We start from the raw sequence: 14,871 nt of genomic DNA, 5'->3' as shown, positions 1-14,871 counted from the left end.
TTTGGCAATAATGCCGGACCTGCCCGATTCTGTGGACGATCCGCGCAGGGAACGCCTTTGTGAGCATCCGCTCGTCAAGCATTTCCTGGGCACCCCGTTACATGTGTTGGCGCAGGGCGGCTGCGGACGTAAGGGCGGTCGCATCGTCAGGCATGTTTGGAACGGGGAGAGGCCGTTTGGCTCCGTGCGGCAGACGGAGTTTGGCCTTGATGTCGCGTCTCCGCTCTTTACCCTGCTAACCCTGGCTTCCTCGGTCTCAAACGAGCGTCTGATCATGTGCATGTATGAGATGTGCGGTACCTTTGCCGTGTGCAAGATTGCGCCTCAGGTAAAGTTGGCGCTTGAGCAGGCATATGGGGGCCGATGGGGTGACGCACGGTTGGGCTGGGAAAACGTAAAGGATGCCTCGGGGAATCCAACGGACTTGTGGAAACGACCTCCCTTGATCGAGCTTTCTGAACTTACGGAGTTCGCAAATAAGATCCAGGGGCTCCGCGGTGCTAAATCGTTCACGCGTGCCGCGAAATGCATTACGGGGATTGTGGCATCGCCGCTTGAGGTCCAAGCTTCGATGCTGTTTGGCCTTTCGAGGCTGCGCGGCGGCGAAGGGCTGCGCCTTACCAATAACGTCGAGATTCGCATGACGCGCAGCGCCCGCCTGATTTCGGGGCTTGATAGGCGCTACGCCGATATTCTGCTGGCAAATAAGGACGGCAGCCGAGAGTGCCTGGTTGAATGCCAAGGTAAAGCCATTCACGGATCCATAGAATCCAAGATCTCGGACTCCGATCGAACGACGGCCCTGCAAGCCATGGGATATCCCGTCGTTCTGATGACCTATGGTCAGCTGGTCGACTCCGATGCCTTCCATGTAGTGATGGAACTCATCATGTCCTATCTCGATATGCCGTTGAAAGACAAGACACCGCGGCAGCAAGAGCTCGAACGGCGGCTTCGTGAGGAGATTTTTATCGATTGGGCGGGAATGTAGCCGCGCGGGTGGAAAACGGTCGCGGAAGCTAGGGTTTTAGTTGCGAATAGCCTTCAATTGCTCCTTGGAATTGGCTTGAAAAGTGCTACCTAGAGCAAGTTATTTCGGAAAATGGACAGTCAACATTAGTTTGGCATATAGAGATCGATTTTTACCTACTAAAACCCCTGATAAAGCTGTTTGTAAAAGCAGTTGTGCTTAGCGACTAGGGCCTCACTGTCGATTATCCGAAAAAACTTATTATGGGTAGCATTTTCAAAACCAGCCGGAGCAACGAAATCGGCCCCCGTTTCGTGAAAACGGGGGCCGAATGGACTTCGTGGTCTGTCTGGCAGGCTTGGCGCCGACGCTACTTGATCACGCGCACGCGATACATCGACGGAATCTGCTTGAGCGCCTCGATGGTGCTGCTGTTCAGGTGCTCGTCGGTGTCGAACATGGTGTAGGCGTTCTCGCCAGCGGACTCGTTGGTCATACGCTGCACGTTGGCGTTGTCCTTGGCGAGAATGGCCGTGATCTGGCCGATCATGTTGGGCACGTTGGCGTGCAGGCAGGCGATGCGGCTCGCGGCGCGCGCCTTGCCCATGCTGCAGGCGGGGTAGTTGACGCTGTGCGCGATATTGCCGTTTTCCAGGTAATCCTTGAGCTCGCTGATCGCCATGTCGGCGCAGTTGGCCTCGGCCTCGCCGGTGCCGGCGCCCGAGTGCGTGGTGATAAACGTATTGGGCATCTTGACGGTCTTGGGCGTGGCAAAGTCGCAGCTAAACCAGCTAAGCTTGCCCTCGCGCAGGGCGGCGTCGACGGCGTCCTCGTCAATGATGGTCTCGCGCGCGTAGTTGATGAGCACGGCGTCGGGTGCCAGCAGGTTGATTTGCTCGGTACTGATCATGCCGATGGTGTCGGCCTTGCTGGGTACGTGCACGGTGAGGTAGTCGCAGCCGCGGCACAGATCCTCGAGCGTGCCCACGCGCTGCACCTCGCGGCTCAGCACCCATGCGTGCTCGACGGAAATGAACGGATCGTAGCCGTAAACGTCCATGCCCAGATCGACGCAGGCGTTGGCGACTTTGGAGCCCACGTTGCCCAGACCGATGACGCCGATGCGCTTACCCTTGAGCTCGCGGCCCACAAAGGCCTTCTTGGCCTTCTCGGCATCGACCTGAATCTCGGGGTCGTCGGCGTTGTCGCGCACCCAGTTCATCGACTGCACCACGCCGCGGCTCGAGAGCACCAGCATGCCCAGGACGAGCTCCTTGACGGCGTTGCTGTTGGCGCCGGGGGAGTTAAAGACGACGACGCCCTTCTTGGCGTACTCCTCGACGGGGATGTTATTGACGCCGGCGCCGCAGCGGGCGATGGCGCGGATACCCTCGGGCAGCTCGTAGCCGTGCAGGTCGGTGGAGCGCATCAGGATGGCGTCGGCCTCCTCGGCGGTGTCCACAAATTCGTAGCCCTCGCCAAACTCGACTTTGCCGTCTTTAGTGATGTCGTCGATGGTCTTAATCTTACGCATGGAAAAACTCCTTAGCAGGTTTGGTTTAAACAGGTGGTTTGAAGTGGCTGGTCGGCCCGCGCGTTGCGGGCTAGTTAGATCGCGGACTCAAACTATGCTGTGCTTCGAAGTCCTTCATGTACGAGGCCAGGGCCTGCACGTCTTCCATGGTTACGGCGTTGTAGACGCTGGCGCGCATGCCGCCCACCAGGCGATGGCCCCTGACGTTTTGAATCTGGTGTTCGGCCGCGCCTGCGACAAAGGTCGCATCGAGCTCGGCGTCGCCGGTGCGGAAGGTGACGTTGGCGATGGAGCGACTGTCGGCTTGCGTGGTGCCATGGAAAAGCTCGCTGTGCTCGAGCAGGTCGTAGAGCAGGTTGGCCTTGGCCCAGTTGCGCTCGGCCATGGCGGCAAGTCCACCGGTCTGCTCCACCCAATGGAACACCTTGCCGCACACGTAGATGCCAAAGGTGTTGGGCGTGTTGAGCATGGAACCCTTGGCGGCCTGGGTCTTAAGGTCCAGGTACTGCGGCGTCTGCGCAAAGGCGGGGCCATCTGCGATGAGGTCGTCGCGCACGATGACCGCGGTCACGCCCGCGGCGCCGGCGTTTTTCTGTGCGCCGGCGTAAATGAGCCCGTAGCGCTCAACGTCGAGCGGCTGCGACAAAAAGCAGCTCGAGACATCGGCGACCAGCGGCACATCGCCGCAAGTGGGCAGCTCGTGGTACATGGTGCCAAAGATGGTGTTGTTCTGGCAGATGTAGACGTAGTCGAGCCCGTCGCCCGCGGCCTCGGCGGCAATGCGCGCGTTGACGTCGGACATGGTGGGAATGCGGTCGAAGTTGGTGTCCTCGGAGCTCGCGAGCAGCACGACCTCGCCGTACTTGGCGGCCTCCTTGTACGCCTTGTTGGCAAAGTTGCCGGTCACGACGTAGCCGGCGCGGCCGCGGCGCATGAGGTTCATGGGGATGCCCGCAAACTGCAGCGTGGCGCCGCCCTGCAAAAACAGGACGCGGTAGTTGTCGGGGATGCTCAGCAGGCGACGCAGGGTTGCCTCGGCGTCATCGATGATCTGCTGGTACATGCTAGATCGATGGCTCATCTCGAGCACGGACATGCCGCAACCGCGGTAGTCCATCATCTCGTCGGCGATCTCGGCGAGCACGCTTGTGGGCAGTGCAGCCGGGCCAGCTGAGAAGTTGTGCACACGTGCCATCTTCTAGTTCCCCCTCGTAGTCGTTTGAACGTTCGGGATACTTTAGCACAGTGGAGCGCCAGGCGCGACCGCATCACAACAAAACCCGAGTGCGCCGCTATGATTTACAGGATGGTTACATGGGGGAGGGGTGCTTTACTCCTCAGGCAAATCCGAATCTGTGAGCGAAGGCATGAGGTTCTCTAGGCGCTTGATCTCTTCGTCGCAAATTAGCCACTTCCTGGTCACTACGACGCCAGTGTGGCGATGACGGCTTCGTCGCCGGCGTATATGAGGGTGTTGCCGTCGGGGATGATCGTTTGGCCGTCGCGCTTGAGCATCACCACGATAAACGGGTGCTTGCCTTGTGGCACGTCGCGCAGACGCAGTCCTGCCAGGCGACCGTGGGGCGTTACGGTGACCTCGCGCAATGTTACCTCGGCACGCTCTTCAAACGTCGGCGCGGCCATCACCAGAAGGTCTCCTTCCTCAATTACGGTATCGCCGTTGGGTAGCACCGGGTGCGCACCGTCGCGCAGCACCAGGACCACGAGCATGTCGGCGACGCTGCCAATATCGGCGAGCGAGCGCCCGGCAAACGGATGGCCCGCGCCTACCTTGAGCTTAACGAACGACATGCCGTCCTCGTCGCGGTAATCGTTAAACGTGCGGCGCACGTCGCCTTCCGCGTCGATCATGTCGAGCTTTTTCGCCACTGCCGGTAGCAGCGAGCCCTGCACTACAATGCTCGACACGGCAATCACAAAGACCAGGTCAAATAGGTCGTGCCCACCGGGAACACCGACCACCACGGCAAAGAGGCTAAACACGACCGAAGCCGCGCCGCGCAGGCCCGCCCAGCTTACGAGTGCGACCTGGCGAGGATTGGTCTTAAAGGGCGCCAGCAGCAGACCGACGGCGATGGGGCGGCTCACGAAGAGCATAAACGCCATGAGCGCCAGGCCAGGCAGCAGCATTTGCGGCAGGCGCGCGGGCGTCACGAGCAGGCCGAGCAAGAAGAAGATGGTCATTTCGGCCATCTCGGTAAGGGTGTCAAAGAAGTGCGCCATCTCGACCTTGCCGGTGATGTCGCTGGCACCCAGCACAATGCCCGCCAGGTATACGGCCAAAAAGCCGTTGCCGCCTAGATAGCTCGGCAGCGCGTAGGTGACGATTGCCACGGCGAACAAAAAGATGGTCTGCGCGCCCTCGGCTGTTGCATGCGCGCGCTCGATCAGGCGGCTGGATGTCCAGCCGATGGCAAGGCCCAGCCCCACGCCTAGGATGATCTGCTTGGCCAACAGCACGGGGATGTTAATGTCGCCGCCGGCCGCGAGTGTGGCGAGCACGGCGGTGAGCATGTAGGCGACGGGATCGTTGGAGCCCGATTCGACCTCGAGCAGCGAGTCGGTGCCGCCCTTTAGTGAAAGGTTGTGCTCGCGCAGCACGCTAAAAACGCTCGCCGCGTCGGTCGACGCCACAACCGAGCCCAGCAGCAGACCGCCGATCCAGTCGAAGCCCAGCACGAAGTGCGCAAACGCGCCGGTGATGCCGGCGGTGACGACGACGCCGAGCGTGCTCAGCAGCACCGCGGGCGCGGCGACGGGCTTGGCGCGGTCGATGTTGGTGTTAAAGCCGCCGTAGAACATGATGAACAGCAGCGCCGTGCTGCAGACGGTTTCGGTAAGCGCGTAGTCGCTAAAGTCGATGTGCGCCGGGCCGTTGACGCCCAACAGCATGCCGAGCGCGATAAAGATGAGCAGGGTGGGGAAGGGGAGCTTTTTGCCGACGGGTTTGATGGTCAGGCACAAAATGATGACGAGGCCGATAAAAAGAAGGATCTGGTTCATGGATAGTGTCCGCTCCTGGGTGGTTTGCGTGGCACGGTCAATTATCTGTGGTTATTTGTACCCAAAGGTGGTGGGTTTATGGGGCCGAGCCGCGGGCGTTCGCATTATCGACACGAGGCTGGGGCGCGGGAGGCGCTGGGTGGGATGTTGATGCTGGTGGCGCGGTGTTTTCGGGGCGTGCGGGCGGCCGCTTGTGACCGTTGGCAGCGGTGGTACTTTCCAGCTTTATTGCAACGGAGTACAATGGGTAACGTTTAAGTTCAACTTGAAGTTTTAGTCGTGGCATCGGGCTTCGGCCGTAATGCAGGGAAAGGCGTTCCATGGCGATCTATGTGACATCTGATGCTCACGGGCACGTGCGCGCGCTGGACGAGGTCCTTTCCAAGATCTCGCTGACGTCCGACGACACGCTGTATGTGCTGGGCGACATGATCGACCGCGGTTCCGATCCGGTCGGTGTCATTAACTTGGTGCGGTCGCTGCCCAACGCTCGCGTGCTTAAGGGCAACCACGAGCAGATTATGCTCGACGCGATCATTGGCCAGGACCCGCTCGATGCCGAGACCTGGGATATCAACGGCGGATGGACCACGCGCCAACAGCTTAACGAAATGGAGTTTGAGGCATACGAGGAGCTAGTGCGCTGGGCTGCTGCCCTGCCGCTCTATGCGGTGGTCGAGACTGCCGAGCGGCCGTACCTGCTGGTACACGCCGGCATTCAGACCGAGGCGGCGCGTGCGTTTTTGCTTGAGCATGGTGTCGATTGCGGCGACGGCAGGGGAGCGGTCGATGCCGATCGCGAGCTGCTGCAGCAAATGCTCGCCGTACAGTCGTCCGATGACTTGCTCTGGATTCGCCATGGCTATTGGGATGCCCCGACGGGGCTGCTCTCTGCCGAGGGCAAGGGTCCGGTCGTGGTGAGCGGCCACACGCCCACGGTGTCGCTGGGGCGCTATTGCGAGGTTGGCGGCCTGGCAGGGCTCGATGAGGAGTCGGGCCGCGGGCGGATGGTGCGCCTGGGTGGCGAGGATACCGCCGGCGTGCCCGACCGCATCGATATCGACTGTGCGGCGGCCACCGGTTCCGAGTTCGGCCGCGTCGGGATCCTGCGCCTGGACGACGGGGCGGAGTTTTATGCGAACATCAACCCGGGCGAATAATCGCTGCAAAGGGTAGCTAATTTGGGACGGGGCCTTTTTGACTACTTTTGCCCTTCTGCCCGCTAATTGATTTTTCTGGGACGGGGATTAAATAATCATTTGGCCGCCCGCTGGCTAAGTGAGTAGACTTTTTTGAAAATGCCGAGCACTCAACATGTTCGCCTCAATAAAACCGCAGGTCACAGACTTGTGCTTTGTCGGTGTGGTCGGGGATTCGGTAAAAGTCTACTCACTTAGTTTTGCGTGATGCATATTGTCCGCAACGAGACCCCAGCCGGGGTGATTCCATCGCAAATTCCGGTGACCGGGGGCAGCTAATTAGGCGCCGTATGGGTTGCGGTCGCGTTCGATGCGTTGGCGGATGTGGGCGTACTCGACAATCAGCAGCACCAGCAGCAGGGCCATGATAGCCAGGTAACTCACGACGGCGCCCATCAGGCCCAGCAGGTTGATCAGGATCACCGGGAGCACCACGCTCACGGCAAAGCAGATCAGGTAGATCTTGGTGACGTCTCCAGCGTGGCGCAGCACCGTGATAATGGCGTAGATAAAATCGATGGCCGCGGTTACGCCGCCGGCGACGACCATCAGCAGCGCCAATGCGCGGTAGCGCTCAAAGTTGAGGCCGTACATAAAGCTCATGAGGGGAATACCGGGGCCTGCCATAAATGCGGCGCATACGCCGGTGATGGCCACGATCAGCGCCATGACGGCGACAATAATTAAGTCAAAACGGCGGCGTTTGCGCGGGTTCGCCCAAATGCTCGACAGACGCAAAAGCTGCGGTTTATAGACAAATCCAATGCTCAGCAAAATAGCCTGCGCCGGAAAGAACAGGGCATTAAAGTACAGCTGATATTTGTAGGCCAGCGTGCCTTCCATCACAAACTTGGGCATGCTCTCGATGAGGTTGAACAGGAACAGTGCGCCAAAGAGCGGGGCGCACTGGACAAACAGGTGGCCGACCTCGCGCAGACTCACGCGACGCGATTTTTCGGTTTCGAGCAGGGCCAGCGGCGCGGTGACCAGCACGAGCGAGACGATGGCGGTGACACCCATGGCCATGGCCGCGATGGGCATGCTGCGCGTAAGGAACAGCGCCACGCTAAAGACCGCGATGACGCCGACGGAGCGCAGCGTTTGGCTCATGCCGGCCAGGTAGAGTTTATCGGCCTGCTGCAGGCGGCCCTCGTACACGTCCGCCACGCCGTCGATCACCTTATACAGGTAGACGCCCAGGCCGATCGTTGCCATCTGCGCGTCGTAGCCGCGGGCACTGCTGTATGCAAGGCCGCAGGCCAGCGCGAATGCTCCGCAAAGCCAGCGGTTGAGCTGGTAGGAGGCAAAGGACGCCTTCTCGTCGATGTCCGAGACCTGAAAATTGCGCACGCCGTAGTTGCACGCGATCATGATGAGCGTGCCGGTGACAAACGCAATGGAGAACTTGCCGGCTTCCTCGGCGCCCACGAGCTGCGTGGACACGATGGTGAGCAGAGGAAACGCCATGCCCCATACGGCGGTGCCCAGGGTATTCCAAAGGTAGTCGCGACGGGTGGCATGATCTTCGTACTCGGCTTCTTGCGTGGAGAAGCCGCCGCCGTAGACGGCTCCGAGCAGGCGGTTCCACCAGGCATTGACCATGCGGTGGATGGGGCCGGGCTGGCGATCGCGCTCGCGGCGACGGCGTGTGGCCTGGTTGCTGTCGGGACCGCCGGCGTTACGCTGGCTTAGCTCTTGGATTCGTGCGAGCTCCTCGGCGGTGTGCGATGCGGGGAACAGGCCGTTCTCGATGCGTCCGCCCTGCCCGTGCGCCCCGCCCGATACGGTGGGGTCGGTGACGCCGTTGCGGCGGGCGATGGCGCGGCGGATGCTATCGAGGGGCGTGATGCTCAAGGCGGAGTCCTTTCTATTGCTGCGCTCTAGTATAGACGCGGCGGTGTTTGCTCGTGTTTTTGAACGGATTGTTCAATATTTCGGCAGGCGGCAGAAAATTGTCGGTAAGCGTGCGTTATCCTGTTCAAGTTTTATGACACCCCCGATGCCGCCCTCGCGGTACCAAGGAGCTTTTACCCATGGACGTCGCCGCATTTTTGCTGGCTCTTGTGCCTATCATCTGGCTTGTCGTGATGCTGCTGTGCTTTAAATGGCCGGCCTGGAAAGCCGCGATTGGTTCGTTTGTTCTTTCGTGCGTGCTCGCCTTTGCGTGGTGGCATTTGCCGGTGGCGCAGATAGCCACGGCCTCGCTCGAGGGCTTTTTGATGGCGCTGTGGCCCATCGTGTTGGTGATTATCGCCGCCGTCTTTACGTATAACCTCTGCGTTCGCACGGGCGCCATGGACGTGATCGGCAGCATGATCACCTCCATCAGCAGCGATCGCCGTCTGCTGGCGCTGCTCGTGGCGTGGTGCTTCGGCGGCTTTATGGAGGGCATGGCTGGCTTTGGTACCGCTGTCGCCATTCCCGCCGGCATGCTCGCGGGCCTTGGTTTTGAGGCCGTGCCTGCCGTGCTGATCTGCCTGCTGGCCAACGGCGTGCCCACGCCCTACGGCTCCATCGGCATCCCCACGGTGTCCGTTGCCGACCTGGTGGGTCTGGATTCCCTGCACCTGGCGACCGTTCAGCTGGTGCAGCTCGCACCGTTCTTTGTGGTGATGCCGCTGCTCATCGTGTTGGTTGCGGGCCGCGTGACCGACGATCAAGGCGATGTTGCGAGCGTAGGCGAGCGCCTGCACGGCGTGGCCGGTATCGCGCTGCTCTCTGGCGCGTCCTTTGTCGGCGCTGCCCTGGTCGTCGCTATGTTTGTGGGCCCCGAGCTTGCCGTGGTCGTGGGCTCCATCGTGTCGCTCGCGCTGACCGCCGCGCTTGCCATGCGCGCCGAGAAGTCCGGTCACCTGGACGCGCGCTTTCACATGAATATCGAGGCCGGTGAGCAGCTCACCGCTAAGTCGGCGCTTTCTGCCTGGTCGTGTTTCATCCTGATTTTTGTACTGCTGTTGGGTACGTCCAACCTGGTGCCCGCCGTGCATGCCGCGCTTGCGCCCTTTGCGAGTCACGTGCAGGTGTATTGCGGCGAGAACCCCGGCACGCTCACGTTTTCGTGGATTAACACGCCGGGTGTTTGGATCTTCCTGGCCGCGTTTATCGGCGGCGCCATTCAGGGGGCTTCGCCGCGCATGATGGGCGAGGTGCTGGCCGCGACTGTGAAGCAGATGATGCCGACGGTAATCACGATGCTTTCGGTGCTGGGCTGTGCCAAGGTGATGGGCTATGCGGGCATGATCTCTTCGATCAGTGCGTTCTGCATTGCCGTCGCCGGTGGTCTGTACCCGATTCTGGCCCCGTGGATCGGTGCCGTCGGTGCGTTCGTGACCGGTTCGGGCACATCGTCGGGCATGCTGTTTGGTCCCATTCAGAGCCAGGCCGCTTCGGCGCTGGGTGTGAGCGACTACTGGATGGTTGCGTTGAACGCCCTGGGTGTCGCCGCCGGTAAGATGGTCTCGCCGCAGACGCTCGCGATTGGCCTCGCTGCCGTGCACGTGCGCGGTAAGGACGCCGAGCTCCTGGGCGCAGTGCTGCCCTACGCCGCCGGCATGCTGGTCCTCATGAGCGTCATCGCCATGCTCGGCCAAGGCCTGCCGCTGTAGTCGGCACTTTGGGAACGTCCCTAAGTGCCGGCATCTAGGGACACTCCTTGGTTGTTGCCTGTTCATAAGTGTCCCCAACGACTGGTCGTGTAAGAACGTCCCCAATGACTAGGCCGCTTGCCTGCGATTTTTGACCGTTGGGCGGGCGCTTCGCCGTTGCCGCAAAAACGTTTTTGCATATCGGGTACAACGGGCTTTACGTGAGTAAAGTGCGCGCTGCGTCCGCGTGTCGCGTTTTTAAAGGAGGCCCCATGCCTGGTGTTACCCCTGCAGAAGTTTTGTCCAACTTTGGCATTACGCTGGTCGAAGATCCCGCCGATAATCAGCCCCGCCTGTTGGTCGATCTACCCGCCGCGGAGCTCGTCGAGCACGCCATCCGCCGCGAAGAAGGCCGCATGGCATCCAACGGCGCGCTGGTGATCGAGACGGGGGAGCGCACCGGCCGTTCCCCCAACGATCGCTTTATCGTTGACACCCCCGATGTCCACGATAAGATTGCCTGGGGCGCCGTCAACCGACCGCTTTCGATCGAGAGCTACGAGACCATCAAGGCCGGTATTGTCGACTATCTCAACGAGCGCGATGTGTTCGTCACCCGCGGCATGGCCGGCGCCGACCGCAACCACACGCGTCGCCTGCTCGTCGCCTGCGAGCGTGCCAGCCAGGCGCTCTTTATTAAGCAGATGCTCGCCCGTCCGCTCGCCCGCGAAATTGCGCGCACCGGCGAGCCGGACTTTTGTGTGCTCGCGGCGCCCGGTTACCAGTGCGACCCCGCCATCAAGGGCCTCAACTCCAGCGCCGCCGTGGTTATCAACTTCCAGGAGCGTGTGATTCTGGTTGCCGGCACCGGCTACTCCGGCGAAATCAAAAAGTCCATCTTCAGCGTCATGAACTACCTGCTGCCCGTCGAGGACGACGTGCTGCCCATGCACTGCTCGGCCAGCATGGATCCCGTCACGCACGAGACCGCGGTGTTCTTTGGCCTCTCCGGCACGGGCAAGACCACGCTTTCGGCCAACCCTACGCGCCTGCTGATCGGCGACGACGAGCACGGTTGGTCCGACATGGGCATCTTTAACGTCGAGGGCGGCTGCTACGCCAAGTGCGAGGGCCTGGACGCGTTCCACGAGCCCGAGATCTTCAACGCCGTTCGCTTTGGCGCCATCTGCGAAAACGTGGTGCTCGACGAGAATCGCAAGCCCAACTACGATGACGTCTCGATCACGCACAACACGCGCGTGGCCTATCCCGTCGAGCATATTCCCAACGCGTGGACCAAGGGCATGGGCACCACCCCGAGCGTCGTGCTGTTTTTGACCTGCGATGCCTTTGGCGTGCTGCCGCCCATCTCGCGCCTGACGGCCGACGCCGCCATGTATCACTTTGTGACGGGCTTTACGGCCAAGATCCCCGGCACCGAGGTCGGCGTCACCGAGCCCACGCCCACGTTCTCCTCGCTGTTCGGAGAGCCGTTTATGCCGCTCGACCCCATGGTCTATGCCAAGATGCTCGGTGAGCGTATCGCCGACGGTCGCACGCGCGTCTATCTGGTCAACACCGGCTGGATTGGCGGCGGTTATGGCGTGGGCCATCGCATCGAGCTTGCCTACACGCGCGCCCTGGTGGCCCGCGCCCTCGACGGTACCATCGAGGACAGCGAGTTTGTGCACGACGATATTTTTAACGTTGACATTCCCACTACGTGCCACGGTGTGCCCGAGGGCATCCTGGTGCCGCGCCAGTACTGGCAGAGCACCGCTCGCTACGACGAGGCAGCGCACAACCTGGCGGTGATGTTTGAGGAGAACTTCGAGAAGAAGTACTCGCACCTGCCCGAGTCCGTCAAGGCCGCCGGCCCGCACGCTCAAGTGCCCGCCGACGCCCGTCATCGCGGCCGCGGCCTGCTGGGACTCCGCCGCTAGCGTCGCCTCAGACCCAAAACCACCATAAAGGGGACAGGCACCTTTGTGGTGGTTTTGCTCGCGCGGATGACTCGGGTTACAATATGCCTGACATCTCGCCCCCTTCTCCGGATGGGGGCAGCGTAAGCGCTCTTGTGGCGGCACCGTAGGACTTTGAAGGTGGCCGTCGTAAGGGCGCTTTTTGTTTGGGTGCCCTCGCTCGGGCGCGAATCGTGAAGGGAGCATGTATGAAGAGCTTTATTGCCGAGGATTCATTTTGGGAGCTGTTTCCTCAGGCGGCGGTCGGTGTTGTGGTCGTGGAGGGTATGAAGCCCGCGGCCCAGATACCTCAAGAGGATGTGGACGCGATAGCGGCGCTGCTCGACCGTGCCAATATCGATGCGGAGCGTCATCTGACCAGCGATACAATCAGCGAGAACGCACCGGTCAAGGCATGGCGCGAGGCCTATCGTCTGTTCAAGACCAAAAAGGGCGCGCGCTGTTCAATCGAGAACCTGCTCAAGCGCGTGCTCAAGGGCAAGCCGGTGGGCCACATTACGCCCGCGGTGGATATCTATAACACGGTGTCGCTGTCCTATGCACTGCCCGTGGGAGGCGAGGATCTGCATGCGATTGAGGGGGACCTTCGCCTGAAGGTGACCGACGGCGGGGATGCGTTCCTGCCGCTTGGCGAGGAAGCGGACGACCCGACGCTGCCCGGCGAGCTCGCCTACATTGACGATGCGGGCGCCGTGTGCCGCTGCTGGAACTGGCGCGACGGCGTTCGAACGGCTCTATCCGACGATTCGGCCGACGCATTCCTGGCGATTGAGTGCGTAGAGCCCGAGCGAATGGGGGACTGCCAGGCCGCCATCGACCGTCTTGCCGATCTGCTCGAGCGCTATCTGGGAGCGACGGTTGTCGTTAAGACGCTTGTGACCCGCGACAATCCCCGCGTGGAGCTGTAGCAACTTCTGCAAATCATACTCGCCGGTCAAAACCACCACAAAGGTGCCTGTCCCCTTTGTGGTGGTTTTTATGTTGATGAGTTAACAAATAGGGCGTGCGGGGCTTGCGGTCGCTGGGTACGGCTAAGATGTTTACCCGTTAGCATTATGCAAGCGAAAGGCGGTCGTCTCCCATGCAACAGAGCGACGAGACACGTTTCGAGGACTTTGTCGGACTGATCAGTGGACTCTACAAGGAGATCCAGCGCATTAAGACATCTGAGGGCGCAAGGCTGGGCCTTAAGGGCTCCGACATCATGTGCCTGTACTATCTTGAGCGCAGCAAGGACGGCCTGACTGGTGCCGACCTCGCCCGCATGGCTGGCGTGACCCGCGCTGCCGTCTCGCGCACGCTGGCGCATCTGGAGGAGGGCGGCTACGTCGAAGTCGACGATTCGGGCGATGCCGCCGTTAAGTATCGCGCCCCGGTTCGCCTGACCACGTTGGGCGGCGAGAGCATGAACGAGGCCGATTGCATTATTCGTGAAGTGCTCGACACCACCGGCAAGGCCATGGGCGTGGAGCAGCGTGAGCAGATGTATGCGTCGCTGCGTACGATTCTCAACACCTTGCGCGAGCTGTAGGGCCGCCTAGGCATTTGCTTCCCATTAACAACTGCATCGTCCCGTTTGAGCGCGTATACCGTGCCGGGGCATTGCTGTCAAAATTCCCTGCGCGGGACCTGCGCAAGAAAGGATTCGCTATGTCCGTCCGCATTATTACCGATTCCGCAAGCGATATGTCGCCGGCCGAGCACCCGGCACTGGACGTTTTGCCGCTGTCCGTCACCTTTGGCACCGATGTGTACATGGATGGCGTCGACATCGATCACCAGCGCTTTTACGAGATGCTCGTGGAGCGCGATGAGCTGCCCAAGACCGGCCAGGTCAACCCGTACGCGTTCTCGCAGGCTATCGCCGAGATTCGCGAAGCCGGCGATGAGGCTGTGATTATTACCGTGGGCGCTAAGCTGTCGGGCACCAATCAGAGCGCCCGTACCGCACTAGCCGAGGCGCCGGGCGGCGATGTGTACGTGGTTGATAGCAACAACGTCACCCTGGGTGAACGCATTCTGGTTGAGTATGCGCTGCGCTTGGTGGACGAGGGCCGTAGCGCGGCCCAGATCGCGGCGGCGGTCGAGGCCGTGCGCGACCGCGTGGTGGTTATCGGCCTGCTCGAGACGCTGGAGTACCTGGTGCGCGGCGGTCGCCTGTCTGCTGCTGCCGGCGCCGTGGGTACGCTGCTCAACGTAAAGCCCGTGGTAGCTGCCGAGGACGGTCTGATTGTGCAGCTGGGAAAGGCGCGCGGTTCCAAGAACGGCCGCAACCTGCTGAACCAAAAGGTCGAAAAGGCGGGCGGCATCGACTTTTCCATGCCGCTGGCGCTCGGCTATACGGGCCTTTCGGATGCGGTGCTCAAGAAGTATATCGAGGACAGCGCGGCACTGTGGGCTGGCCACACCGAGGGCGAGCTGCCCGTTCACACCATCGGTGCCACCATCGGTACCCACGTAGGCCCCGGTGCCGTAGCCGTAGCCTTCTTCCAGCCCGCCAACTAACCAACCTGCCAACAAATGATCCCTTGGGGACGGAGGAAAACGGATCATCGACCGCACGGAGGCCGCGAATGAT

The 14,871-nt window shown here is 61.2% G+C and carries 11 protein-coding genes; 7 read left to right on the top strand and 4 right to left on the bottom strand.

Going from position 1 to position 14,871, the window contains the following annotated elements:
• The first annotated feature begins 10 nt into the window (after nt 1–10).
• Complete coding sequence (locus ACGHEN_RS07210) at nt 11–991, top strand: hypothetical protein (RefSeq protein WP_390398462.1); 981 nt, start codon at nt 11–13, stop codon at nt 989–991.
• A 349-nt stretch (nt 992–1,340) separates the two neighbouring features.
• Here the strand turns inward: ACGHEN_RS07210 and ACGHEN_RS07205 are convergent, their stop codons facing one another.
• From ACGHEN_RS07205 to ACGHEN_RS07195, 3 genes are all read right to left on the bottom strand, one after another.
• Nucleotides 1,341–2,504 carry a phosphoglycerate dehydrogenase gene (locus ACGHEN_RS07205; RefSeq protein WP_390398459.1) on the bottom strand — a complete coding sequence of 388 codons (1,164 nt, stop codon included), beginning with the start codon at nt 2,502–2,504 and terminating at the stop codon, nt 1,341–1,343.
• 70 nt (nt 2,505–2,574) lie between these two features.
• Entirely contained in the window at nt 2,575–3,699 is a 1,125-nt protein-coding gene (serC, locus tag ACGHEN_RS07200; protein WP_390398457.1) for a 3-phosphoserine/phosphohydroxythreonine transaminase, read from the bottom strand.
• Nucleotides 3,700–3,926: 227 nt separating this feature from the next.
• A complete protein-coding gene (locus ACGHEN_RS07195; RefSeq protein ID WP_390398455.1) occupies nt 3,927–5,528 on the bottom strand; it encodes a potassium/proton antiporter in 1,602 nt (533 codons plus the stop codon).
• 320 nt (nt 5,529–5,848) lie between these two features.
• On the opposite strand from ACGHEN_RS07195, the gene ACGHEN_RS07190 reads away from it, so the two are divergent.
• Nucleotides 5,849–6,688: a metallophosphoesterase family protein gene (locus ACGHEN_RS07190; protein ID WP_390398453.1), complete on the top strand. Its 840-nt coding sequence runs from the start codon at nt 5,849–5,851 to the stop codon at nt 6,686–6,688.
• A gap of 318 nt (nt 6,689–7,006) precedes the next feature.
• Here ACGHEN_RS07190 and ACGHEN_RS07185 read toward each other — a convergent pair whose 3' ends face one another.
• Nucleotides 7,007–8,581, bottom strand: a complete 1,575-nt coding sequence (locus ACGHEN_RS07185; protein ID WP_390398450.1) for a lipopolysaccharide biosynthesis protein — start codon at nt 8,579–8,581, stop codon at nt 7,007–7,009.
• A 179-nt stretch (nt 8,582–8,760) separates the two neighbouring features.
• Here ACGHEN_RS07185 and ACGHEN_RS07180 point away from each other — a divergent pair, with 179 nt between their 5' ends.
• The 5 genes from ACGHEN_RS07180 to ACGHEN_RS07160 all read left to right on the top strand — a co-directional run bounded on the left by ACGHEN_RS07180 (nt 8,761) and on the right by ACGHEN_RS07160 (nt 14,798).
• Nucleotides 8,761–10,332 (top strand): L-lactate permease, encoded by a 1,572-nt coding sequence (locus ACGHEN_RS07180; RefSeq protein ID WP_006235464.1) that lies wholly within the window; start codon nt 8,761–8,763, stop codon nt 10,330–10,332.
• 251 nt (nt 10,333–10,583) lie between these two features.
• Nucleotides 10,584–12,254 (top strand): phosphoenolpyruvate carboxykinase (ATP), encoded by a 1,671-nt coding sequence (gene pckA, locus ACGHEN_RS07175; RefSeq protein WP_390398447.1) that lies wholly within the window; start codon nt 10,584–10,586, stop codon nt 12,252–12,254.
• Nucleotides 12,255–12,481: 227 nt separating this feature from the next.
• Complete coding sequence (locus ACGHEN_RS07170; protein ID WP_373204320.1) at nt 12,482–13,201, top strand: B3/4 domain-containing protein; 720 nt, start codon at nt 12,482–12,484, stop codon at nt 13,199–13,201.
• Between the two features lie 173 nt (nt 13,202–13,374).
• Nucleotides 13,375–13,824: a MarR family winged helix-turn-helix transcriptional regulator gene (locus ACGHEN_RS07165; RefSeq protein ID WP_118079653.1), complete on the top strand. Its 450-nt coding sequence runs from the start codon at nt 13,375–13,377 to the stop codon at nt 13,822–13,824.
• Nucleotides 13,825–13,943: 119 nt separating this feature from the next.
• A complete protein-coding gene (locus tag ACGHEN_RS07160; protein WP_118079655.1) occupies nt 13,944–14,798 on the top strand; it encodes a DegV family protein in 855 nt (284 codons plus the stop codon).
• The last annotated feature ends 73 nt before the right edge of the window (nt 14,799–14,871 follow it).

Origin of the sequence: Collinsella sp. i06-0019-1H4, from assembly GCF_042849575.1 — a bacterium.
Lineage (GTDB): Bacteria > Actinomycetota > Coriobacteriia > Coriobacteriales > Coriobacteriaceae > Collinsella.
Note: the sequence above shows the minus strand (reverse complement) of the source record. Positions and strands in the feature narration are given on the sequence as shown.

Excerpts from the sequence above, each read along its gene's own strand:
- ACGHEN_RS07210 (WP_390398462.1), top strand. The coding sequence starts at position 11 with ATGCCGGACCTGCCCGATTCTGTGGACGATCCGCGCAGGGAACGCCTT.
- ACGHEN_RS07205 (WP_390398459.1), bottom strand. The coding sequence starts at position 2,504 with ATGCGTAAGATTAAGACCATCGACGACATCACTAAAGACGGCAAAGTC.
- serC (WP_390398457.1), bottom strand. The coding sequence starts at position 3,699 with ATGGCACGTGTGCACAACTTCTCAGCTGGCCCGGCTGCACTGCCCACA.
- ACGHEN_RS07195 (WP_390398455.1), bottom strand. The coding sequence starts at position 5,528 with ATGAACCAGATCCTTCTTTTTATCGGCCTCGTCATCATTTTGTGCCTG.
- ACGHEN_RS07190 (WP_390398453.1), top strand. The coding sequence starts at position 5,849 with ATGGCGATCTATGTGACATCTGATGCTCACGGGCACGTGCGCGCGCTG.
- ACGHEN_RS07180 (WP_006235464.1), top strand. The coding sequence starts at position 8,761 with ATGGACGTCGCCGCATTTTTGCTGGCTCTTGTGCCTATCATCTGGCTT.
- pckA (WP_390398447.1), top strand. The coding sequence starts at position 10,584 with ATGCCTGGTGTTACCCCTGCAGAAGTTTTGTCCAACTTTGGCATTACG.
- ACGHEN_RS07170 (WP_373204320.1), top strand. The coding sequence starts at position 12,482 with ATGAAGAGCTTTATTGCCGAGGATTCATTTTGGGAGCTGTTTCCTCAG.
- ACGHEN_RS07165 (WP_118079653.1), top strand. The coding sequence starts at position 13,375 with ATGCAACAGAGCGACGAGACACGTTTCGAGGACTTTGTCGGACTGATC.
- ACGHEN_RS07160 (WP_118079655.1), top strand. The coding sequence starts at position 13,944 with ATGTCCGTCCGCATTATTACCGATTCCGCAAGCGATATGTCGCCGGCC.